The sequence below is a fragment of the Robiginitalea marina genome, assembly GCF_024006985.1.
GTDB lineage: Bacteria > Bacteroidota > Bacteroidia > Flavobacteriales > Flavobacteriaceae > Robiginitalea > Robiginitalea marina.
In genome coordinates, this window is sequence record NZ_JAMXIB010000008.1 from 19,362 (window position 1) to 43,957 (window position 24,596).

General features: G+C 57.4%; 14 protein-coding genes. 12 read left to right on the forward strand and 2 right to left on the reverse strand.

Annotation, left to right across the window (positions count from 1 at the left end):
* Window positions 1-5 precede the first annotated feature (5 nt).
* Window positions 6-1,037 carry a WD40/YVTN/BNR-like repeat-containing protein gene (locus NG653_RS10700; protein WP_252741698.1) on the reverse strand — a complete coding sequence of 344 codons (1,032 nt, stop codon included), beginning with the start codon at window positions 1,035-1,037 and terminating at the stop codon, window positions 6-8.
* Window positions 1,038-1,101: 64 nt separating this feature from the next.
* Between NG653_RS10700 and NG653_RS10705 the strand changes: the two genes are divergently transcribed.
* From NG653_RS10705 to NG653_RS10745, 9 genes are all read left to right on the forward strand, one after another.
* A complete protein-coding gene (locus tag NG653_RS10705; RefSeq protein ID WP_252741779.1) occupies window positions 1,102-2,316 on the forward strand; it encodes an RsmB/NOP family class I SAM-dependent RNA methyltransferase in 1,215 nt (404 codons plus the stop codon).
* Window positions 2,317-2,417: 101 nt separating this feature from the next.
* Window positions 2,418-6,080, forward strand: a complete 3,663-nt coding sequence (gene purL / locus NG653_RS10710) for a phosphoribosylformylglycinamidine synthase (protein WP_252741699.1) — start codon at window positions 2,418-2,420, stop codon at window positions 6,078-6,080.
* A gap of 72 nt (window positions 6,081-6,152) precedes the next feature.
* The gene (locus NG653_RS10715) at window positions 6,153-8,231 is read left to right on the forward strand and encodes a S9 family peptidase (protein ID WP_252741700.1); all 2,079 of its coding nucleotides are present in this window, start codon (window positions 6,153-6,155) and stop codon (window positions 8,229-8,231) included.
* Between the two features lie 225 nt (window positions 8,232-8,456).
* Window positions 8,457-10,232, forward strand: coding sequence for an AMP-dependent synthetase/ligase (locus NG653_RS10720; protein WP_252741701.1), 1,776 nt, complete (start codon window positions 8,457-8,459; stop codon window positions 10,230-10,232).
* A gap of 143 nt (window positions 10,233-10,375) precedes the next feature.
* Complete coding sequence (locus NG653_RS10725; protein WP_252741780.1) at window positions 10,376-10,834, forward strand: MarR family winged helix-turn-helix transcriptional regulator; 459 nt, start codon at window positions 10,376-10,378, stop codon at window positions 10,832-10,834.
* A 9-nt stretch (window positions 10,835-10,843) separates the two neighbouring features.
* Window positions 10,844-13,252: a 3-hydroxyacyl-CoA dehydrogenase/enoyl-CoA hydratase family protein gene (locus NG653_RS10730; RefSeq protein ID WP_252741702.1), complete on the forward strand. Its 2,409-nt coding sequence runs from the start codon at window positions 10,844-10,846 to the stop codon at window positions 13,250-13,252.
* A 23-nt stretch (window positions 13,253-13,275) separates the two neighbouring features.
* Window positions 13,276-14,466, forward strand: coding sequence for an acetyl-CoA C-acyltransferase (locus tag NG653_RS10735; RefSeq protein WP_252741703.1), 1,191 nt, complete (start codon window positions 13,276-13,278; stop codon window positions 14,464-14,466).
* Between the two features lie 51 nt (window positions 14,467-14,517).
* Window positions 14,518-16,329, forward strand: coding sequence for an acyl-CoA dehydrogenase FadE (locus tag NG653_RS10740; RefSeq protein WP_252741704.1), 1,812 nt, complete (start codon window positions 14,518-14,520; stop codon window positions 16,327-16,329).
* 232 nt (window positions 16,330-16,561) lie between these two features.
* Entirely contained in the window at window positions 16,562-18,004 is a 1,443-nt protein-coding gene (locus NG653_RS10745) for a pyridoxal phosphate-dependent decarboxylase family protein (protein ID WP_252741705.1), read from the forward strand.
* On the opposite strand, the gene NG653_RS10750 is transcribed toward NG653_RS10745, so the two are convergent.
* A complete protein-coding gene (locus tag NG653_RS10750; protein ID WP_252741706.1) occupies window positions 18,001-19,803 on the reverse strand; it encodes a glycoside hydrolase family 15 protein in 1,803 nt (600 codons plus the stop codon). The genes NG653_RS10745 and NG653_RS10750 overlap by 4 nt on opposite strands.
* A 100-nt stretch (window positions 19,804-19,903) precedes the next feature.
* On the opposite strand from NG653_RS10750, the gene NG653_RS10755 reads away from it, so the two are divergent.
* The 3 genes from NG653_RS10755 (at window position 19,904) to NG653_RS10765 (ending at window position 24,590) form a co-directional block, all read left to right on the forward strand.
* Window positions 19,904-22,126 (forward strand): bifunctional alpha,alpha-trehalose-phosphate synthase (UDP-forming)/trehalose-phosphatase, encoded by a 2,223-nt coding sequence (locus tag NG653_RS10755; RefSeq protein ID WP_252741707.1) that lies wholly within the window; start codon window positions 19,904-19,906, stop codon window positions 22,124-22,126.
* Between the two features lie 78 nt (window positions 22,127-22,204).
* Window positions 22,205-23,110 (forward strand): TolB family protein, encoded by a 906-nt coding sequence (locus tag NG653_RS10760; protein ID WP_252741708.1) that lies wholly within the window; start codon window positions 22,205-22,207, stop codon window positions 23,108-23,110.
* Window positions 23,111-23,252: 142 nt separating this feature from the next.
* The gene (locus NG653_RS10765; protein WP_252741709.1) at window positions 23,253-24,590 is read left to right on the forward strand and encodes a M28 family peptidase; all 1,338 of its coding nucleotides are present in this window, start codon (window positions 23,253-23,255) and stop codon (window positions 24,588-24,590) included.
* Window positions 24,591-24,596: the final 6 nt, after the last annotated feature.

A 24,596-nucleotide genomic window follows, 5' to 3' on the forward strand; every position in this document is an offset into this window, starting at 1 on the left:
AACCCCTATCGAAAACGCAGCCTGGAAATCCTTCCTTTTCCGGAGCCTATGGCCGTGGAGTCGTCCAAGAAGCGCAGGCTGTAGAACCCTTCCTTGGAAAGCAGGGCCCAGGTGTCTCCCCCATCGCTTGAATAGGATATCCCCATAAACCCAACGGCTACCAGGTCGCGTCCATGGCGCCCGGGCACATACTGCACGCAGCTGCGGTAGCCCGGGGCGCTGCCGGAAGCGCGGAGGGTCCAGGTCTTCCCCCCGTCATGGGTGGCCACCTTGTTGGCCCGGGTATCTTCGGGCAGGGTGTAGTCGCCCCCAATGGCATAACCGGTAAGGGTATCGTAAAAGTCCAGGCTGTACAGGCCGTAGGTCTCCGATTCCGGGCGCACCGGAGTGGAATACACCTCCCAGCTATGACCCAGGTCGCTACTGTGCAAAATCCGGCCTTTGCTGGTAACCACCCAGCACTCCCCTCCCCGAATGGCGATATTGGTGTCACTGGCAGCAAAGGCCCCTTCGCCCTCCAGGGCCGTGGGCAGTACTTCACAAGGCAGTTTATTCCAGCTTAGCCCCCCATCCCGGGTAAGCAGGATACTCAGGCAGCCTCCAAGGGCATCGCCCACCGCAACCCCGTTCAGGTCGTCCCAGAAAGCCATGGCATCGTAAAAAACCCCTGGGCCGTGTTCCTCATAAACCAGTTCCATACGCCCCTGCCCACCGGTTTTGTACAAAAGGGCCGGGTCACCGGCGGAGAGCATAAAAAAATCGCCAGGGGTGTGGGCCACCGCCCGGAATTCAGGGTAGCTCCCCTTATACTCCATACGGCCTGTCCTGACCGTGAAATCCCGGGTGTCAATGCTGCCGAAAAGGCCGTTGCTGCCTGCAAACCCCACGCTGCCTGCCATGGGCTCCAGGGCACGGACCGAGATACTGCTGTCCTGAAGGAGGGTCATTACCTCCACCGTGTGGAAGGGAGCCGCTTCAGGAGGTTCCCCGCAAGCCATTGCCCCGATGAGGCAAAAGAAGCCAAATACTCTTTTCATTTCACATTCCGGTTTGGGTAAATATAGCCCTATTTGAGCCAAAAGGGTACCTTTGCCCCCTATGATGCGTTTTCATAAAAACCTGACAGACGGGGTCATCGAGGCCCTTGAAAAAATCTTTAACGAGGGGGCCTATGCCGACCGGGCCCTGGAATCCCTGTTGAAACATAACCGGCAATGGGGAAGCAGGGACCGTGGTTTCGTGGCAGAAACCGTGTACGAGATCGTCCGCTGGAAACGGCTGTATGCCGAAATTGCCGGGGCTGCTTCACCCTACAGCCGGGCAGACCTGTACCGGATCCTGGGTGCCTGGGCCCTGCTGAAAGGGCATTCCCTCCCCGCCTGGCCCGAATTTTCCGGTTTGGAGGAAAAAGAAATCAGGGACCTTCATGCAAACCTGGTAAAACAGCGTAAGTTCAGGGAGTCGGTGCCGGACTGGCTCGATCGCCTGGGCGCGGAAAGCCTGGGCGAGGAAGCGTGGACACGGGAACTGGAAGCCCTGAATCAACAGGCACCGGTGGTGTTGCGCGCCAATACCCTGCGTACGACACCTGAAGCCCTCAGGACGCAATTGGAAAAGGAAGGGTTCAAGACCGATTTTATAGAAGGGTACCCCTGGGCCCTCAAGCTTCAGCAACGCGCCAATGTCTTCAGGACGCAGGCCTTCCGCGACGGGTGGTTCGAGGTACAGGATGCTTCCTCCCAAAAGGTGGCCCCCTTCCTGGAAGCAGGCCCCGGGATGCGGGTCGTGGACGCCTGCGCGGGGGCCGGGGGAAAAACCCTGCACCTGGCGGCGCTTATGGAAAATAGGGGACAGCTCCTGGCGCTGGACGTGTACCCGGCCAAGTTGGAGGAACTGCAAAGGCGGGCCAGGCGGGCCGGGGCGTACAACATCGAAGCCCGTGCCATCACCTCCTCCAAGGTCGTCAAGCGCCTGGAGGGTAAGGCCGACCGCGTGCTGATTGACGCCCCCTGTTCCGGGCTGGGGGTGCTCAGGCGCAACCCCGATGCCAAATGGAAACTGGATCCCGGATTTGTGGAAACGGTTTGCCAGACCCAGCGGGACCTGCTGCGAGAGTATAGCCGTATGGTGAAACCCGGCGGGAAGGTGGTGTATGCCACCTGCTCCATCCTGCCTGCGGAAAACCACCTTCAAGTGGCCGAATTCCTTGAGGGTGAGGCCGGTAAGGGGTTCCGGCTCCTCAAGGAGGAAGCTGTTTTTCCTTCCCGGGAAGGATTTGATGGGTTCTACATGGCCCAATTGGAACGGGTCGGGTGAGCTGTTGACAAAACAGGCCCCGATTGTTGATTTCTTCAACCCGTGCCATTGGGATGAAAATAATACCTTTGTGGCCTGAAACCCCTACAAGCCGGCTTCCCATGATCCACTTTTTCGGAGATCCGCAAACCACTGTCTATGCCTTGTCCTGCGAAGGCGAATTGTCCGCAGAAAATACGGCTAAACTGAGCTGGCTCTTCGGCAACCAGCCCCGGCTGGATACGGCGTCTGTGGACGCCTTTTTTATTGGGCCCCGGGCGGCCATGGTGACCCCCTGGAGTACGAATGCCACGGAAATCACACAGAACATGGGGATTGAAGGCATCCGCCGGATCGAGGCCTACCGCCGCACCCACGCTTCGGACACCGCATATGACCCCATGCTGTTCCAGAAATATGCCAGCCTGGGACAGGAGTTGTTCCACATAGCCCACCAACCAGAACCCGTACGCGGTATCAGCGATATAAAGGCTTACAACCAACAGGAAGGCCTGGCCCTGAGCGGGGAGGAAATCGCATACCTTGAACGGTTGAGCCAACGCCTTGGGCGGCCATTAACCGATTCGGAAGTTTTCGGCTTCAGCCAGGTGAATTCCGAACATTGCCGCCATAAAATCTTCAACGGGACCTTTGTGATCGACCACATGGAAATGCCGGATTCCCTTTTCAGGCTCATCCGGAAAACCGCTGAGGCCCATCCCAATGACATCGTTTCTGCCTACAAGGACAACGTGGCTTTTTTGAAAGGGCCTGAGGTGGTGCAGTTCGCCCCGAAAAGGCCCGATGTCCCTGACTGGTATGAGGAAAAACCCTTTGCCTCGGTCCTCTCCCTTAAAGCGGAAACCCACAACTTCCCAACCACGGTAGAGCCCTTCAACGGGGCAGCCACCGGGTCGGGGGGGGAAATACGCGACCGCCTGGCCGGCGGCAAAGGGGCGCTCCCCCTGGCGGGTACGGCCGTCTACATGACCGCCTATTCCCGTCTCGAAAAAGACCGGCCATGGGAAAAGGGAGTGGCCGCGCGCCAATGGCTCTACCAAACCCCTGTGGACATCCTGATAAAGGCTTCCAACGGGGCTTCCGATTTTGGGAACAAGTTCGGACAGCCCCTGATCTGCGGCTCTGTCTTCACCTTTGAACATGAGGAACGGGGACGGGTAGTGGGCTACGACAAGGTGATCATGCTGGCTGGGGGAATTGGTTACGGAAAAGCCTCGCAGGCCCTGAAGGATACCCCCCGAAAAGGGGACCGCATCCTGGTCCTGGGCGGGGATAACTACCGCATCGGGATGGGGGGCGCTGCCGTGTCCAGCGCCGATACGGGCGAGTTCAGCGCAGCCATAGAATTGAATGCCGTTCAACGGTCAAACCCCGAAATGCAGAAACGGGCGGCCAATGCGATCCGCGGCCTGGTGGAAAGCGAGCAGAACCCGATAGTATCCATCCACGACCACGGCGCCGGCGGGCACCTGAACTGCCTCTCCGAACTGGTTGAAGAAACCGGGGGATACATCCACCTTGAGCGCCTCCCCGTAGGGGACCCTACCCTGTCGGCCCGGGAGCTCATCGGGAACGAATCGCAGGAACGCATGGGGCTGGTCATGGGACCGGAAGACCTGGAGTTCCTGAGGCGGGTGGCTGAACGGGAGCGCGCACCTTTATACGACGTGGGCCACGTAACCGGGGACCAGCGTTTCACCATTGCCTCTGAAACGGAAACCCCCATGGACGTGGAACTTGCCGACCTGTTTGGCAGCTCGCCCAAAACCATTATGGAAGACAAGACCCTGGAGCGGCACTACCAGGAACTGGATTACCAGATGGAACGGTTCCACTCCTACCTCGATCAGGTTCTCCAACTGGAGGCCGTCGCCTGCAAGGACTGGCTCACCAACAAGGTAGACCGGTGCGTGGGCGGCAGGGTTGCCAAGCAGCAATGCGCGGGGCCCCTGCAATTACCCCTGAACAATTGTGGGGTTATGGCCCTGGATTTCAAAGGCCGCGAAGGTATCGCCACTTCGCTGGGGCATTCGCCGGTATCGGCCCTTATCGACCCGGAAGCCGGGAGCCGCAACAGCATCGCCGAAGCCCTTACCAACCTGGTGTGGGCCCCGCTGAAGCATGGCCTGAAATCGGTAAGCCTCTCGGCCAACTGGATGTGGCCCTGCAACAACGAAGGCGAGGATGCACGACTTTACCAGGCGGTTAAAGCCGCATCGGAATTCGCCATTGCCCTGGGGATCAATATCCCGACGGGCAAGGATTCCCTCTCCATGAAACAAAAATACCCGGACCGCGAGGTACTTGCCCCCGGTACCGTAATTATCTCAGCGGCCGCGCACTGCACGGATATCCGCAAGGTGGTGGAACCGGTATTCCGGAAAAAAGGAGGGCCGGTGTATTACCTGAACCTCTCCCGCGACGGGTTTAAACTGGGTGGGTCCTCTTTTGCACAGGTACTGGGAAAAGTGGGCCGGCAGGCGCCCACAGTCAGGGACCCGGAATATTTCGCAAGGGCTTTTGACACCCTGCAGGGCCTCATCCTCGAGGGGCAGGTGCTGGCCGGGCACGACGTGTCTTCCGGCGGGTTGATCACGACCCTGCTGGAAGGTTGCTTTGCCAACCCGGGAACCGGGCTCGAACTGGACCTGGGACCCCTGGGGGAACCGGACCTGATCAGGGTGCTGTTTGCGGAAAACGCCGGGGTGGTCGTGCAGGCCGCGGATGAAACTATAGAAAAGGTGCTGGATAAGGCCGGGATAACCTTCCACCGGATCGGAAAGGTACTCGAACGCCCGGAGATCCGGATCAAGAACCAACGCGTAAGCCTGGAACTCGACGTGGCCCCCCTGAGGGATACCTGGTTCAGGACGTCCTACCTTCTGGACAAAAAGCAGACGGCTTCCGACCTGGCCTCACAGCGTTATGCAAACTATAAAAACCAGCCCCTTGCGTTTTCCTTCCCCCAGGCCTTTAAGGGCCAGCTCCCCGCTATAAAAACGCCGGTCGGGCAGCGACCGAAAGCGGCCATCCTCAGGGAAAAGGGAAGCAATTCCGAGCGGGAAATGGCCCATGCCCTATACCTGGCCGGGTTTGATGTAAAAGACGTTCACATGACCGACCTGATCAGTGGGCGGGAAACCCTGGAAGGCATCCGGTTCATCGGGGCCGTGGGGGGCTTCTCCAATTCCGACGTGCTGGGCAGTGCCAAGGGCTGGGCCGGGGCCTTCAAATACAACGAAAAAGCCAGGAGGGCCTTACAGAATTTCTTCAGCCGCCCCGATACGCTTTCCATAGGCATCTGCAACGGCTGCCAGTTGTTCATGGAACTCGAACTGCTGCACCCCGACCATCAGGAGCATGGCAAAATGACCTTCAATGATTCCCACAAACACGAAAGCAGCTTTACCTCCGTGAAGATCGGGAAAAACCATTCCGTAATGCTTTCAGCCCTTGCCGGCACCACCCTGGGGGTCTGGATTTCCCACGGGGAGGGAAAATTCCGGTTGCCTTATGCTTCCGACCGCTACAATATCGTGGCGACTTACGGGTATGAAGGCTATCCTGCTAACCCGAATGGCAGTGACTATAATACCGCAATGCTCTGTGACGATAGCGGGCGCCACCTGGTCACCATGCCCCATATCGAGCGCTCCATCTTCCCCTGGAACTGGGCGTATTACGAGCCCGGGCGGGCCGATGCGGTTTCGCCCTGGCTGCAGGCATTTGTCGAGGCCCGAAAATGGATCGAGTCGCATAAGTAGGGGGATGAGTGTCCCCTTTGCCCGCTTTTTTCATATTTTAGGGGAAAGATCTTTTGCTTAATCCCCACTCCTATGAAAAAATCGCTGCAATTCCTGGGGCTCTTGGCGTCCTTATGGTTGTTTCCGGGTTTCCTCCAGGCCCAGTTCAGCCTGGAAGAAGTCCTTGGGGCGCCCTATACGGAATCCCTGAATGCCTCCCCTGACGGGGAGCATCTGGCCTGGGTGGTCAATGAAAAAGGGGTCCGAAACATCTGGTATACGCCTGTTTCCGCCGTGGCTCCCCGCCAGGTCAGCGGATACTCCGAAGACGATGGCCTTGCCATTTCCCTGGAGGCAGTCTTGCCGGACTTCCTTTTTTATGTTCGGGGCAATGGCCCCAACCGCAGCGGCGAACCTGCAAACCCGGCCAGCCTCCCCGGGGTGCCCGAGCAAAAACTAATCCGGATCCGCCTGTCGGACGGGCGCATTGACACCCTGGCCAGCGCGTCGGGGGCCCACCTCAGCCCAGATAGAAAAGCGTTGCTTTTCTCAAGGGGAAAGCAGGTGTACCTGCTAAAAGACATCACCGGGCCAGAGCCGCAAACCAGCCTGCTGTTTGAAGTTCGCGCCGGGGTGGGTTCCCTGTCCTGGTCGCCTGATGGCAGCCGGATTGCCTTTGTGAGCCCCCGGACCGACCACAGCTTTATCGGCGTTTATTCCCTGGAAACCCACCGCCTGCGATGGATCGCCCCCGGGCTGGGGTTTGATGAGTATCCTGCCTGGGCCCCTGATGGAAAACGCATAGCCTTCCTGCGCAGGCCGGGACGCAGCCAGGGGGAACTCAGGGACCTTACCGGAGGGAACCCCTTTGAACTCATGGTGGGGGATGCCGATACCGGCCAGGCCCAGTCGATCTGGAAATCCCCGGCAGATGACGGGGGGTTCGCCCAGTACTACCCCAACGCCCCCCTGCGGTGGACCCCGGGGAACCGGCTCCTGTTTTATTCCGAACACCAGGGTTGGAACCACCTCTACGCGATAAGGCCTGACGGCTCGGGGCTGACCGACCTTACCCCCGGCGCCTGCGAAACGGAAGACAGCAACCTTTCCCCCGACGGGCGCTACCTGTACTCCTCAAGCAATTGCGGGGACCTTAACCGGCGTCACCTTTGGAGGACCGATCTGGAACGCGGTAAATCGGAGCAAATAACGGGCCCAGAAGGCATCCAGACCCATGCTGTGGGCCTGGCCGGGGAGGTTTTGGCCTACCGGGAAGGGGGGTATAACCAGCCCACCACGGCCGTATTGCAAAAACAAGGAGAACAGACTGTACTTGGGCCCCAGGGCGCCAGCTTCCCAAAGGGAATGCTGCAAAAACCCGGGGAGGTAAGGTTTACGGCCCCAGATGGGCTGGAAATCCACGGGCAGCTTTTTGCCCCACCCCCGGGGGCAAAGAAAAAATACCCGGCTGTAATTTTCATGCACGGGGGCCCTATCCGGCAAATGCTCCTGGGCTACCATTTCAGCGGGTATTACGCCAATGCGTACAGTATGAACCAGTACCTCGCCTCAAGGGGCTACGTGGTACTGTCGGTAAATTTCCGCTCCGGGACCGGCTATGGCCGGGCATTCCGCAGGGCGCCCAACCAGGGGCCCAGGGGGGCTTCCGAATACCAGGACATCCTCGCCGCAGCGCGCTACCTGCAATCACTGCCTGAAGTGGATCCCGAAGCCATCGGGCTGTGGGGAGGGTCATACGGCGGGTACCTCACAGCCATGGGCCTGGCCCGAAACTCCGATCTTTTCAAAGCCGGGGTGGATCTGCACGGAGTGCATGACTGGGCCTGGCGGGGGCGGGAATTTTCACCCGGCGGAGGCTGGGGCCTCACCGAAGGCCTTATGGAGCAGGCCCTGGCATCATCCCCGGTTTCAGACCTCGGGACCTGGAAATCCCCCGTGCTCCTGATCAGCGGGGATGACGACCGCAACGTGATGATCGGGCAATCCATAGACCTTAAAAATAGGCTGGATGCTCTTGGGGTCTATAACGAGGTGCTGGTTTTCCCCGATGAGGTCCACGGGTTCCTGCGGCACGACAGCTGGCTGCAGGCCTATGAGGCCACCGCTTCCTTTTTTGACCGTTTCCTGAAAGGGATGCCCCCCCGGGACTGATCCAAAGGTTTTAAGAGGCGGGCAAAGGGCCCCCTGCCCCCTAAGATCTGCTCGATCGGTTTGGGCAAAAATACCGTTGCCAACGGCTCCCTGTGATTCCGACCTTTCCTTACGGTTTCTGTATTCCTTTGCAGGATTCCCAATCAGCCCGTTGGGAGATTGCTAATCCTGTTGTAAAATACCCCGGGCTTTTCGTATTTTGCAAATCGCTAACAACTAACTCCGATGCAATCCATTTCGAGACTCTTTGATATTCCTTATTACCAGAATGAGCACTTCCCCATGGAAAAATCCATGGTGACAAAGTACGACGGGGAGTGGCTCCCGGTTTCCACGAGCGAATACCTGGACCAGGCCAATGCCGTCAGCAGGGGCCTGCTAAGGCTCGGCGTGAAGCCCGGGGACAAGATTGCCCTTATTTCAATGACCAACCGCACCGAGTGGAATATCATGGATACGGGCATCCTGCAGCTGGGCGCCCAGGACGTCCCCATCTACCCGACGATTTCAGAAGCCGATTATGCCTATATCCTGAACCACTCCGGTTCTACCTATTGTTTCGTCTCCTGCCAGGAGGTACTGGACAAGGTGCGGGCCGTGCAAAAGGAAGTGCCGGCCCTGAAAGAAGTGTATTGCTTCGACCGGATCCCGGGCTGCAAACATTGGAGCGAGGTTAAGGAACTTGGGGCAGACCCCTCGAACCAACCGGAGGTGGAAGCCTGCAAAGCAAAAGTAAAACCCGAAGACCTGGCAACCCTGATTTACACGTCCGGGACTACAGGCAGGCCTAAAGGGGTAATGCTTTCGCACCATAACATCGTTTCGAATGTCCTGGCCAGCAAAGAACGGGTCCCGTTCGAGCAAGGGGGGTCGGCCCTGAGTTTCCTCCCGGTCTGCCACATCTTTGAGCGGATGATCCTGTACCTCTACCAGTATTGCGGAATCACCGTGTATTTTGCCGAGGGCCTCGACAAAATCAGCGAAAACCTGAAAGAAATAAAGCCGAATACCATGACCGTGGTTCCCCGCCTGCTCGAAAAGGTCTACGACAAGATCATTGCACGGGGCAGCGAGCTTACCGGGCTGAAGAAGGCCCTGTTTTTCTGGGCCGTTGAGCTGGGCCTTGAATACAAGCCTTACGGGGCCAATGGCTGGTGGTATGAGAAAAAGCTGGGCCTGGCCCGGAAGCTGATTTTCCGCAAATGGCAGGAAGCCCTTGGAGGCAATCTTGAAGTGATGGTCTCCGGAAGTGCGGCGCTGCAGGCGCGGCTTGCCCGGGTGTTTGCTGCCGCGGGTATCCCGGTGATGGAAGGATACGGCCTTACGGAAACTTCCCCGGTGATCTCGGTGAACGACCATCGAAACCGGGGTTGGAAAATCGGGTCCGTGGGGAAGATCATCAAGGGCATCGAGGTTGTGATCGCCCCGGACGGGGAAATCCTGTGCAAAGGCCCCAATGTGATGATGGGCTATTATAAGGAACCGGAAAAAACAGCTGAAGTCATCGACAGCGACGGATTTTTCCATACGGGGGATATAGGGGAATTCGACGGGGAAGGCTTCCTGCGGATCACCGACCGCAAAAAGGAAATGTTCAAGACCTCCGGGGGGAAGTATGTCGCCCCCCAACTCCTGGAGAACCGCCTGAAGCAGTCGCGGTTTATCGAGCAGGTGATGGTGGTCGGGGAAGGGGAAAAAATGCCCGCTGCCCTGATCCAACCCAATTTTGAATTCCTGCTGGAGTGGGCGAAACGGCATGATATTGCCCTCGGAGCCATGGAGTCGGCCCTGACCAGCCCCAGGGTCCTGGATCGATTCCGGCAGGAAGTGGAAGAGGCTAATGAGAATTTCGCCAAATGGGAAAAAGTGAAGGATTTCCGGTTGACCCCCGAAGCCTGGACCGTGGAGGACGGCCACCTGACCCCGACGATGAAGTTGCGCAGAAAGGCCATCAAAGAGAAATACCTGCCGCTCTACAACGATATCTACGGGCATTCATAGGACCCTGGCCGGGGGACTTGAAACTTACGGGAGGCTGTGGATGAATCCATGGCCTCCCTTTTTGCTTGTTGATAACTTCTCCTTACATTTATTATGCATGCATAGTATTTTTTCCTATATTTGGTACCATGGATCCCCTAATGATGAAGGACATTACCATCGACTATGCCCTGCGCGCCACCTGGCAGGCCGTAGCCCGAATGTATAACGAAGAGGCCAAACGGTTCGACAGCACCATGGCCGTTGGCTTTACCCTCCTGAGCATCGACCCCAAGACGGGAACCCCTTCCACCGCCCTGGGGCCGAAGATGGGCATGGAGGCCACCAGCCTTTCCCGAATCCTTAAAGCCATGGAAGAAAAGGGCCTGATCCGGCGACGGCCCAACCCGGAAGACGGGCGGGGGGTCCTGATCCACCTCACAGATTTCGGTTTGGAAAAACGCATGGATTCCAAGGATGTGGTCCTGCGATTCAATGAGGCAGTCCGCCAGGAAACCACTGAGGAAGAACTCGAGGGGTTTTTCGCAGTCATCGGGAAGATCAACCAATTGATTTCCGAAAAAAAGATATACCGTAAAGAAAAAGAGTCAACTACCAAATAGCCTGTATCCATGAAGAACAGACATATTCAAAAAGTGGCCGTAATCGGGTCGGGGATCATGGGAAGCGGGATCGCCTGCCACTTCGCCAACATCGGCGTGGAAGTACTCCTGCTCGACATCGTCCCAAGGGAACTCAACGAGGCTGAAAAAGCCAGGGGCCTGACCCTGCAGGATAAGGCGGTGCGAAACCGCCTGGTGAACGATTCCCTGGCCGGCGCCCTGAAATCGAACCCTTCGCCCATTTACCACCGCAGTTTTGCACAACGCATTAAAACGGGAAACCTGGAAGATGATATTTCCAGGGTTTCTGAAGCCGATTGGATCATCGAGGTGGTCGTGGAGCGCCTGGATATCAAAAAGCAGGTCTTCGAACAACTCGAAAAGCACCGCAAACCGGGAACCCTGATTACCTCCAACACCTCCGGTATCCCCATCGCCTTTATGAGCGAGGGGCGCAGCGCCGATTTCCAGGAGCATTTCTGCGGAACGCATTTTTTCAACCCGCCCCGCTACCTGAAGCTGTTTGAGGTCATCCCCGGGCCGGCAACCCGGCAGGATGTTTTGGAATTCCTCGCCGCCTATGGGGAAAAATTCCTCGGTAAAACTTCGGTACTGGCCAAAGACACCCCGGCCTTCATCGGAAACCGGATCGGGATCTTCAGCATCATGAGCCTGTTTCACGCCGTGAAAGACCTCGGGATGACCGTTGAGGAAGTGGACAAACTCACCGGGCCGGTCATCGGGCGACCGAAATCGGCCACCTTCCGCACCGTGGATGTGGTGGGGCTGGATACCCTGGTTCACGTGGCCAACGGGATCCGGGAGAATTGCCCGGGCGATGAACGGCATGAGCTGTTCCAGCTGCCGGGCTTCATCCAAACCATGGTCGACCAGGCATGGCTCGGCAGTAAGAGCGGGCAGGGATTTTATAAAAAGGTCCGCAAACCGGACGGTTCCAGCGAAATCCTGACCCTCGACCTCGACTCCATGGAGTACCGCTCCAATAAAAAGGCCGGTTTTGCCACGTTGGAGCAGACCAAAACCATTGATAACGTCATCGACCGCTTCCCGGTGCTGGTCGCCGGAAAAGATAAGGCGGGGGAATTCTATCGCAAAAGCTTTGGCGCCCTGTTTGCCTATGTTACCCACCGCATCCCCGAGATCACCGATGCCCCCTATAAAATCGACGATGCCATGAAGGCCGGCTTTGGATGGGAACACGGGCCCTTCCAGATCTGGGATGCCATTGGTCTGGACAAGGGCCTGGAACTGATCGCCTCCGTTGGGCAATCGCCGGCGGGGTGGGTGGACAAAATGAAAAAAGCGGGTATCACCTCCTTTTACAGCGTTGCCGATGGCGACACCCTTTGCTATGACCCGGAGGCCAAAACCTACGCCAGGATCCCCGGGCAGGATGCCTTTATCATCCTGGACAACATCCGGAAAACCAGGGAGGTGTTCAGCAATACCGGGGTGGTGGTCGAGGACCTTGGAGACGGCATCCTGAACGTGGAATTCCGTTCCAAGATGAACACCATTGGCGGGGATGTACTGGCTGGCCTGAACAAAGCCGTGGACCTGGCTGAGCAGGACTTCCAGGGACTGGTGGTGGGCAACCAGGCTGCGAATTTCTCAGTTGGGGCGAACATCGGAATGATCTTTATGATGGCCGTGGAACAGGAATATGACGAGCTGGCCATGGCGATAAAGTATTTCCAGGATACCATGATGCGGATGCGCTATTCGTCTATCCCGGTTATTGCAGCGCCCCACGGGATGACCCTGGGAGGGGGATGCGAGCTCAGCCTGCACGCAGACAAAGTGGTGGCTGCCGCCGAGACCTATATGGGGCTGGTTGAATTTGGCGTTGGGGTGATCCCCGGCGGGGGCGGCTCCAAGGAGATGACCCTTCGGGCTTCAGATACCTTCCGCAAGGACGATGTGGAGCTAAACGCCCTGCGGGAATATTTCCTGGCCGTAGCCACGGCAAAAGTTTCCACCTCAGCCTATGAAGCGTTTGACTTCGGGGTTTTGCAAAAAGGAAAGGATGTGGTCGTGGTAAACAAGGACCGCCAGATTGCCACCGCAAAAGCGCACGCTAAGCTGATGGCCGAAAGCGGTTATACCCAGCCCATCCCCAGGAACGACATCAAGGTGCTGGGCAAACAGGCCCTGGGGATGTTCCTGGTCGGGACCGATTCCATGAAGGCCGGCCGGTACATTTCGGAACACGACAAAAAGATCGCCAACAAGCTCGCTTATGTGATGGCAGGGGGCGACCTCTCAGAGGCCAGCTATGTCAGCGAGGCTTACCTGCTGGAGCTGGAACGGGAAGCCTTCCTTTCCCTCTGCACCGAACGCAAGACCCTGGAGCGCATCCAGCACATGCTTAAGACCGGAAAACCCTTAAGAAATTAATCGCATCGCAAAGCAAACCTATTATGAAAGACGCCTATATCGTTAAAGCATACCGGACTGCCGTCGGAAAGGCCCCCAGGGGCACCTTCCGTTTCAAGCGGCCTGACGAGATGGCTGCCGAGGTCATCGCCCACATGATGAAGGAGCTGCCCGGGCTGGATAAAAAACGGATCGACGACGTGATGGTGGGCAACGCCATGCCCGAAGCGGAACAGGGGCTCAACATGGCCCGGCTGATTTCCCTGATGGGACTCGACCTGGTGGATGTACCCGGGGTTACCATAAACCGCTATTGCGCTTCCGGCCTGGAGACCATCGCCATGGCGACGGCCAAAATCCGGTCGGGCATGGCGGAGTGCATCATCGCCGGGGGTGCTGAAAGCATGAGTTATATCCCCATGGGCGGATATAAACCCGTGCCGGACTACCGCCTTGCCAAAGCAGGCCATGAAGACTATTACTGGGGGATGGGGCTGACTGCAGAAGCCGTTGCCGATCAATTTAAGGTCTCCCGGGAAGACCAGGACGAATTCGCCTACCAATCGCACCAGAAGGCCCTGAAAGCCCAGCAGGAAGGGAAATTCGATTCCCAGATCGTGCCCATCACCGTGGACCACACCTTCGTGGACGGCAGGGGAAAGAAAACGTCAAAATCGTATACCGTGGAAGCCGATGAAGGCCCGCGGGCCGATACCTCCGTGGAAGCCCTGGGCAGGTTAAAACCGGTCTTCGCTTCCGGGGGTAGCGTAACGGCGGGGAATTCCTCCCAAATGAGCGATGGGGCTGCCTTTGTGATGGTTATGAGCGAAGCGATGGTAAAAGAACTAAACCTGGAACCCATTGCCCGCCTGGTGAATTACGCCGCCGTTGGGGTGGAGCCACGGATCATGGGGATCGGCCCGGTTAAAGCCATTCCGAGGGCCCTGGACCTGGCCGGCCTGAAACTGAAGGACCTGGAGCTTATCGAGCTGAATGAAGCCTTTGCCTCCCAGTCCCTGGCGGTCATCAGGGAACTCGGCCTTAACCCTGACCTGGTCAATGTAAACGGCGGGGCCATAGCCCTGGGGCACCCCCTGGGATGTACCGGGGGCAAATTGTCGGTACAACTCTTTGAGGAGATGCGGCACAGGAACCTGACGGGCAAATACGGCATGGTGACCATGTGCGTGGGTACCGGGCAGGGGGCCGCCGGCATTTATGAATTCCTGTCCTGAAGGGTTTTAACCCCGGGGACATAAAAAATTAGTCACGGAAATACGTAAAACATGAGCAGCGAAACCAAACAAAAGGACATTCTGAGGGGTGGGCAGTTCCTGGTTAAGGAAACCGCCTGTGAAGACATCTTCACGCTGGAAGACCTGGATGAGGAACAAAAAATGATGCGCGAGAGCGCCGTTGAATTTGTCGACCGGGAACTTTGGGCCCATTGGGAACGATTCGAACAAAAAGACTACGCATTCACTGAACAATGCATGAAGAAGGCCGGCGAACTGGGCTTTTTAAGCATTGCGGTCCCTGAGGCGTACGGGGGCATGGGGATGGGCTTTGTCTCCACCATGCTGGTCTGCGATTATATCTCCGGGGCCACCGGGTCGTTCAGTACCGCATTTGGCGCCCATACGGGGATCGGGACCCTTCCCATTACCCTCTATGGTACCGAAGAGCAAAAGCAAAAATACGTGCCCAAACTGGCCAGTGGGGAATGGTTCGGGGCCTATTGCCTTACGGAGCCCGGGGCGGGGTCTGACGCCAACTCCGGAAAAACCAGGGCAGTGCTCTCAGAAGACGGGAAATACTACAGGATCACCGGCCAGAAGATGTGGATCTCCAATGCCGGCTTCTGCAACCTTTTCATCGTATTCGCCAGGATCGAGGACGACAAGTACATCACCGGCTTTATTGTGGAAAACGACCCTGAAAATGGGATCACCCTTGGAGACGAGGAAAAAAAGCTGGGGATCCACTCCTCCTCTACCCGCCAGGTGTTCTTCAATGAAACCCGGGTACCGGTGGAAAACATGCTTTCCGAGCGGGGCAATGGCTTTAAGATTGCCATGAATGCGCTGAATGTGGGCCGGATCAAACTGGCTGCGGCCTGCCTTGAAGCCCAGCGCAGGGTAACCGATGAAGCCGTGCGCTATGCCAAGGAACGCGTGCAGTTCGGGACACCGATCATCGACTTCGGGGCGATCAAGGCCAAAATTGCCACCATGGCGACCAATGCCTATGTGGGCGAATCCGCTTCCTACCGGGCGGCCAAAAACATCGAGGACCGCATTGCCCTTAGGGTTGCCGCGGGGAACTCGCACCAGGAGGCCGAACTCAAAGGGGTGGAGGAGTACGCCATAGAATGTTCCCTACTGAAGGTAGCGGTTTCAGAGGATGTGCAGCAGACCACAGATGAGGGGATTCAGGTATTCGGGGGGATGGGCTTCAGTGCCGACACCCCTATGGAGTCGGCCTGGAGGGATGCGCGTATCGCCCGGATCTACGAAGGGACCAACGAGATCAACCGGATGCTCTCAGTGGGCATGCTGATCAAAAAAGCCATGAAAGGACATGTGGACCTGCTGGGCCCGGCCACGGCGGTAGGTGAAGAACTAATGGGTATCCCCAGTTTCGACACCCCTGATTTCTCCGAGCTGTTTGCCGAGGAGAAAGACCTGATCGCCCGGTTGAAAAAAGTGTTCCTTATGGTTGCCGGAAGGGCAGTCCAAAAGTTTGGCCCCGACCTCGAGGAACACCAGCAACTGTTGCTGTCGGCCTCCGATATCCTCATCGAGGTGTATATGGCGGAATCGGCAGTTCTGCGGGCTGAAAAGAACGCCAAACGCTTTGGGGAAGCCTCCCAGGAAGCCCAGATTGCCATGGCGCGCCTCTACCTCTACGAGGCGGCGGACATCGTGATCAAAAAAGGCAAGGAGGCCATCGTTTCCTTTGCCGAAGGAGACGAACAACGCATGATGCTGATGGGCCTTAAACGGTTTACCAAATACCAAAACCCTCCCAATGTAGCGGCCCTTCGGGAACTGATCGCCGACCGGGTGGCAGAGGACAACGGATATACCTTTGATTGACCCTTGTCGGTGGAATCCCGATCAGATATGACCGCCCCTGCATGGGGCGGTTTTTTTTCATTTGGCCGTATTTCGCGATTTTACCAGTGATGCCTTAAGGTGGCCTGTTTTGGGCTAAAGGGACCCCCCCCCCCACCCCCCAAAAACAAAATTACCCTCCCAGCCTGCACCCCGCCTGCATCCCGGCCTTTTTTTCATTGACAGAGTAAAGGAAACAACCTACATTTAGGGCATGGAAAAGACCCTGCTGGAAAACGCTTACGATCCGCAACACTTCCGGGAAGCCGGCTGCAGGCTGGTCCACAGGCTGGCGGACCACCTGTCTGCCGCACAGGGCGGATTTGGAAAAGTTTTGGAGTATAGGGAACCCCGGGAAGCCCTGGCTTTCTGGGAAGAGTATCTCCGAAATGGCACAAACGACAGTTTTGCAGGGGACGTTTTGGAACGGATCACCCGGGTACACCACCCGAAATACATGGGGCACCAGGTAGCCCCTCCCCTTCCCCTCGCTTCCCTGATGGCGCTTCTGGGTGGCACCCTGAACAACGGTATGGCTGTATACGAAATGGGGATGGCCCCAACGGCCATGGAGCGGATAGTCACCGACTGGCTATGCAGGAAAGTAGGATATTCCGACAGGGCCAGGGGGTTCCTGACCTCAGGCGGGACCCTGGCCAACCTGACCGCCCTGCTGTCTGCGCGGCGGAACAGGGCCCGACACGACATTTGGAACGAAGGATACAGCGGCGGACTTGCAATTCTGGTCAGCGAAGCCGCCCATTACTGCGTGGACCGGGCGGCCCGCATCATGGGCCTGGGTACCGACGGGGTACTCAAAGTGCCCGTACGGGAAGATTTCAGCATGGACACTTCCCTGTTGCCACAAATGTATCGGGACGCCACCTCCCGGGGGCTGGAGGTCTTCGCCCTGGTGGGCAGCGCCCCCTGTACGGCCACGGGCACGCATGATGACCTGCGGGCCCAGGCCGAATTCTGCCGGGAGAAAAACCTGTGGTTCCATGTAGACGGGGCCCATGGCGGTGCCGCAGTGTGTTCTGAAAAATACCGCCATATACTCTCCGGGATTGATGGGGCCGATTCCGTTGTGATCGATGGGCACAAGATGATGGGGATGCCGGTAATCACCACGGCCCTGCTCTTCAGGGAAGGGGCCGACTCTTACACCACCTTCAGCCAGGAGGCGGAATACCTCCTTACGGAGACCCCGGAGGAAGACTGGTATAACGGGGCCAAGCGCACCTTTGAATGTACAAAGCTCACCAGCGCCTTAAGCTGGTATGCCGTACTCCACCAGTATGGAGAAGGCATCTTTGGGGCCTACCTGGACCGGCAGTATGACCTGGCCAGGGAATTTGCCCGAATGCTGGACGGGAGGGAAAGGTGGGAACTCTTCGCGCATCCTCAATCGAACATCCTTTGTTTCCGTTGGGTCCCCGCCGGGGTCCCCGAAGAAGCCCTGGACAACCTGAACGCCCGCATGCGGCAACTGGTCCTGGAACAGGGGCAATTCTATCTCGTACAGACCCGGTTGCAGGGACGCTATTACCTCCGCACCACCCTGATGAACCCCTTTACAGAGCCCAAAGACCTCGAAAGCCTGGTCGATCACCTCGAAGCATTGGGACACCGAGTGATGAAGGAATCTGCCCCTTAATCCTGTATGCTTTGCAGCACCTCCTGTTCGCTGGCTTTCCGGGAAAAATTCAGGGCGCATTCGATCAGGGCCAGGTGGGAATACGCCTGGGGGAAATTCCCGAGCAGCCGTTTGGTCTTAAAGTCGATATCCTCGCTGAACAGGCCCAGGTGGTTGCTGTAGCCCAGGACCCGGTCAAACCACTCCTTTGACCGCCCTTCTTCCCCTATACGGAAAAGGCTGTTGATAAACCAGAAGGTACAGATGGTAAAGGAAGACGAGGGCAGCCCGAAATCATCCTCGTTCTTGTACCGGTAAAGGAGGCCTTCATGGCTCAACTCCCTTTCGATGGCCTTTACGGTGCTCACATAGCGGGGATCCATCGCATCGATAAAACCATAGGGTTCCATCAGCAGGACCGAGGCATCGAGGTACCGGGTGCCATAGGCCTGGGTAAAGGCCCCTGCCTCCTCATTCCAGGCTTTGTGGTGGATGTCTTCCCGAATCTCCGCTTCCAGGAGAAGCCATTTGTCGATTTTCTGCTGCTTGCGAAAAATCCGCGCCACCTTGATTGCCCGGTCGATGGCCACCCAGCACAGTACCTTGGAGAAGGTAAAATGCCTGTCTTCGGTCCGAAATTCCCAGATGCCCTTGTCGGGTTCTTTCCAGTGCTTCTGTACGATCCAGACAATGCCTTTAGTGAGCGACCAAAGCTCTTCCCCGTATTCGATATCGTTGGGGAATCGGACCAACTGGGTATGGATCACGTCCATAAGGATCCCGTAAATGTCATTCTGCCGTTGGCGGTACGCTGCGTTGCCCACCCGCACCGGCCGGGATCCTTTATACCCGCTGAGGTGATCCAGGGTTGTTTCGGTCAGCTGTTTCTCCCCATTGATGCCATACATGATCTGGAGTTTTTCATCCTTGTCAGGAATCAGGTCCACGACAAACTTCAGGTAACGACGGGCCACTTCTTTATGCCCAAGGTCGGAAACTACCTTTACCACCATGGACGCGTCACGGATCCAACAGAAGCGATAGTCCCAATTGCGCACCTCCCCCAGGGTTTCCGGGAGGGAAGTCGTGGCCGCCGCCAGTACCGCCCCGGTCCGGTCGTAACTCAACAGCTTCAGGGTAATGGCCGAGCGGTTGATCGCGGCATTGTATTCGCGGTACCTCGGCGTCTGGCTGCTCCAGTTAAGCCAGTAGACCTTGGTTCGCTCCATTTCGAGGTACATGTTTCGCGTGGTGGGTTTAAAAAGCTTTTCATTGTAGCCCATAAGGAAAAAGCCGTCTTCCCGGAGGGTTATGGGCCGGCCTTCCATCACTGCGTTTTTGTTGAAGGAAGTATACAGGAATACCGTGTCGAATTTATCCCCCTCATTAAGGCTGACGACAAAGGAGTGTTTTACATACGTACGGGTTTCCCCCTGGGCATATTCCAGACGGGGGTCGTATTTCACCCGGAAAACCGGGCTGCCTCCCAGGTGCCTGATGTAGCGGATGATTTCCGGAGGGGTGTGGTAACTGCCGTCGCGATTGCGGTAGCGCGGCATGAAATCCCTGACTTCGAAACGGTCCGGGCCCCTGGAAAACCGGGTAACCAGTAAGGCCGTTTCCTTTTTGTAGTATTGGGTGACTTCATACCCGGGTTCGACCAGGATTTCAAAACTCCCGCCCTTCTCTTCATCCAGGAGCCTGGCAAACACAGAAGAAGAATCGAACTCCGGGAGGCAGCACCAGTCCAGGGAGCCGGTTTTGGAAATGAGGGCAGCAGAACGGCAGTTTCCAATAATACCGTAGTCGAGGTTATCCATAGGCAGTAGTTTCCTTAAATCAGTGGTTTTTATTGGCCATCCGGGCCTTTTTGCCGAAATTTAGGGAAAATGGGTCCTTTAAACGAAAAAATCCCCTGAAATGAGCAAAACCATCATCCTTTCAAACCGCCTTCCGGTCCAATTACGAATCAGCGAGGGTCGCATCGAGGCCATCCCGAGTGTTGGGGGACTGGCTACCGGGATGAAGTCGGTCCACCAGGATGGGGAGAGCCTCTGGATCGGCTGGAGCGGGCTGACCCGGGAAGAAACCCCCGGGGACCTGGAAGGCGACATCGACAAGGCCCTGGCAGGCCACGGGTGCCTCAAGGTATCCCTCAGCAGGGAAGAAGTAGACGGCTTCTATTTCGGGTTCAGCAACCGCACCCTGTGGCCGCTGTTCCATTATTTCATGGAGTATTCGGAATTCGAGCTGGCCAACTGGGAGGTCTATGAGGCGGTCAACCGGAAATTCGCAGACGCCGTTGTGGAAGAAGCCGGGGAAGAGGACGTGGTGTGGGTACACGATTACCAGTTGTTACTGGTGCCCGAAATGGTCCGGCAGCAGCGTCCCGGGCTTTCCATAGGGTTTTTCCTCCATATCCCCTTTCCCTCCTTTGAAATTTTCCGGACACTTCCCTGGCGGAAGGAAATCCTGCGGGGACTGCTCGGTGCCGACCTGATTGGCTTTCATACCTACGACTATGAAAGGCACTTCCTCAGTTCGGTTCGCCGCCTGCTCGGGCTGGAGGTAAACTTTAACGAAATTCACCTCGAAGGGCGGGTGGCCAAGGTGGATTCCTTTCCCATGGGGATCGATTACAAAAAATTCCGGGAAGCCGCCCTCAGGCATGCCGCCATGGAAGAAGGGGAGGAATCTGACCTGCAGCGCCGCCTGAACCTGCACAAGGCCTCCACCCCGGAAGCCAAGTTTTTCCTGTCCATAGACCGCCTCGACTATACCAAGGGTATCGCCAAACGCCTGAAGGCCTTTGAATATTTCCTGCAGAAGTACCCTCATTACCGGGAAAAAGTGCGCCTGATCATCCTGGCGGTGCCTTCCCGCTCAAAGGTTCCCCAATACCGTCGCCTGAAAAAGGAAATTGACGAACTGGTAGGGCGGATTAACGGGGAACTTTCCACAGTAAGCTGGACCCCGATCTGGTACTTCTACCGCTCCCTGGAATTTGAAAACCTCATCGACCTGTATACCAGCTGCGATATCGCCTGGCTGACCCCGATCCGGGACGGGATGAACCTGGTGGCCAAGGAATATATCGCCACGCGGACCGACCAGTCGGGGGTGCTTATTTTAAGTGAGATGGCCGGGGCGGCCAATGAGCTGCACGAGGCCCTGCTGATCAACCCGAACAATTTCGAGCAAATCGCCCAGGCCCTGGACCAGGCGATCAATATGCCCCCGGAGGAACAGGCAGCCCGCAATGCCCCCATGCAAAAGCGCCTGGAACGGTATGATGTGGAGAAATGGGCGCAGGATTTTATGGACTCCCTTTTGGCACAGAAAAAGCAGGATGCCCCGTATGTGGCGAGCAAGCTGACCCTGGACCATATCGACACCCTGATGGGGCAATACCGGAAAGCCAAAAGCCGCATCCTGTTCCTGGATTACGATGGCACCCTGGCCGGGTTCAAAAACGACCCCACCAAAGTAGTCCCCGACCCCGCGCTGATGGAGTTGCTCGATGCCCTCAACCGGCAGGAGCACACCGAGGTCTTCCTGATCAGCGGGCGCGATAAGGAAACGCTGGGGCGTTGGTTCGAAGGAAAAAATTTTTCCATGATCGTGGAACACGGGGTGTGGATCTCGGAAAACGGGAAGGAATTCCAGCTGCTGGAAAATGTAAAGAACGACTGGATGCCGAAGATCCGGCCTGTCCTGGAATCTTTTGTGGACCGGACCCCGGGCTCCTTTATCGAAGACAAGAATTACTCCCTGGCCTGGCACTACCGCAACACAGACCCCGACTTCGGGCAGAAACGCGCTTCGGAGCTGAACACCGTCCTGACCTCCCTGATTGCCAACGATGACCTCAGCGTCCTGAATGGCAACAAGGTGGTGGAGATCAAGAGCAGCAATGTGAACAAGGGGCGTGCCGCCATGCGCATGATAGCGCGCAGGCCCTATGACTTCATCTTTGCCATCGGGGACGACTGGACCGATGAATTCATGTTCCAGGAACTGCCGCGGGAAGCGGTGACGGTAAAAGTTGGCCGCATGAAAACCCAGGCGCGGTATTACCTGGAAGGCATCGGTGCCGTTAGGGAATTGCTGCGGCATTTTGCCGATTTCGAGGCAGGAAAGTAACCCGTGGATACCCACAGAATGTTTTAGTTTTACCCCGTTAAGGCCCGGGGTGTCCCATGGCCGTTAGCCCGTATACCCATGGAAAAAACGCTTAAAAAGGCCTTGATCAGCTACCTGGCGCTGGTGTTTCTCCCCCTGCTGCCCGGAGGGGGAGGGGTCTATGCCCAGCCCGAAACCGACGTCTACCTGGCTGGCCTGACCACGAAAAACGGGGAAACCCGGGTTTCTGAGCCGGTGAATATTTCCCGGAATCCCGGGTATGACAACCAGCCATCCTTCACCCGGGAAGGGAACATAGTATATTCCCGCACGCGGGATGGGCAAACCGATATTGCCCTCTATTCCCCGGAAACCGGGGAAACCTCCTGGCGCACGAATACCCCCCGGGGAGGAGAATTCTCTCCCATGGAAATCCCGGGGAAGGCTTCCCTGTCCGCAGTCCGGCTCGACAGCACCGGCCTGCAACGCCTCTACGAGTATCCACCGGAAGGCGGGGCATCGGTCCCCCTGCATCCGACCCTTAAGGTGGGGTACTACCTCTGGCTGACTGAGGATAAGGTTGCCTGTACCGTGCTGGTGGAAGACCGGATGGACCTGTTCCTTCTCGATGTGGGCGAGCAACGGGCGACCATGGTCGAAAGGAATGTCGGCAGGTCGCTCCTGCCGGTCCCCGGCACAAAACAGTTTATTTACACGAGGACGGAAAACGGGCATTCGGTAGCGTATTCGATGGATCCGGAGGGCCTGGAGCAAAACCGTATCGTTTCCCTTCCCGGGGGGGTTCAGGACCTTGGCCGGCTACCCGACGGCAGGCTGCTCTGCGGGAAAGAAAACCAGCTGCTTGCCTTCACCCCCGAAACCAGCCAAAGTTGGGAGGTGCTCCACAGCTTCCCGACGTCCCTGGGCCATCTGACCCGCCTGGCCACCAATCGCGAGGGGACCCAACTGGCCTTCGCGGCCGAACCGGTACCGGCAGGCCGGTAACCCCGGGGCGCTCAGGAATCCGCATGTCCCCAGGGGGCGGGGTGAAAAACAGCAGGCGGTTGGCCGATCCTGTTTTGACGGGGGCCCGGGATTCCCTAAATTCACCCTTTGAACTTCAAAGTAAAGACCTGAACACATACCTATGAAAAAATTCCTGCTTTTCCTTGGGCTGGCCCTGGGGTGCACCGCCCTGCCGGCGCAAACCGACCCCCGTATATATGACATTATCGAATCGGTATCTGCAGCGCGGATCGGTAACGATATCACCACCCTTGCCGGGTTTGGCACCCGGCACACCCTTAGCGATACGGTTTCCCAGACACGGGGAATCGGTGCCGCGCGGCGGTGGATCAGGGCGGAATTTGAAAAAATTTCAGCAACCTGCGGGGGCTGCCTGGAAGTTTTTTACCAGAAAAACCTGGTGAAGGCCGGGGAAAACCAACGCATCCCGGAAGATGTCTGGGTGGTGAACGTGGTCGCCGTGCAAAGGGGGCAAAAGCATCCGGGCCGTTATGTGATGATGAGCGGCGATATCGACTCCAGGGTGAGCGATGCCAACGATGCGACTTCCGATTCCCCCGGGGCCAACGACAACGCCAGTGGCATGGCCGGGGTCCTTGAAGCCGCCCGGGTACTTTCCAAATACCGTTTCGACAACAGCATCGCCTATGTGGGGCTTTCCGGCGAAGAACAAGGGCTCTTCGGCGGCCGGGGCCTGGCAGAATACGCCCGCGACAATGCCTGGGAACTGATCGGGGTCATCAACAACGACATGATCGGAAATATCCGGGGGGTCGATGGGGTCGTGAGCAACCGGGATTTCAGGATCTTCTCCGAGCCGGTACCCCCGACTGAAACCGAAAGGGAACGCATGGCCCGACGCTTTTACGGGGGCGAAGTGGATGGGATCTCCCGCCAACTGGCCCGGTACATCCATCGGACAACCCGCACCTATATGCCCGGGATGAACCCCATGCTGATCTACCGCCTCGACCGCTTCGGGCGGGGAGGGCACCACCGGCCCTTCAACGACCTTGGCTTTGCAGGGGTCCGGATCATGGAGGCCCATGAAAACTATACCCAGCAGCACCAGGATATCAGGGTTGAGGAGGGCATACAATACGGAGATCTGCTGGAGTTTGTCGATTTTGGATATGCCGCCAAACTGACCGCGGTCAATGCCATTACCCTGGCCTCCCTGGGGTGGGCGCCCCCGGCGCCTTCCGGGGTGGAAATCGGCGGGATCGTGGAACCTTCCGCCCGCCTGCGCTGGGAACCCGTACCGGGCGCCAAAGGGTACAAAGTCTACTGGCGCGATACCACCTCCCCCACCTGGGACCACTTCCGCTATGTGGAAGGGGCCTCAGAAGTGACCCTGGATGGCATCGTTATTGATAATTATTTCTTTGGCGTGGCCGCGGTGGGTGAAGACGGGCATGAGAGCCCGGTGGTCTTTCCCTCCGGGATCTTCCGCAATTAAAAAGAT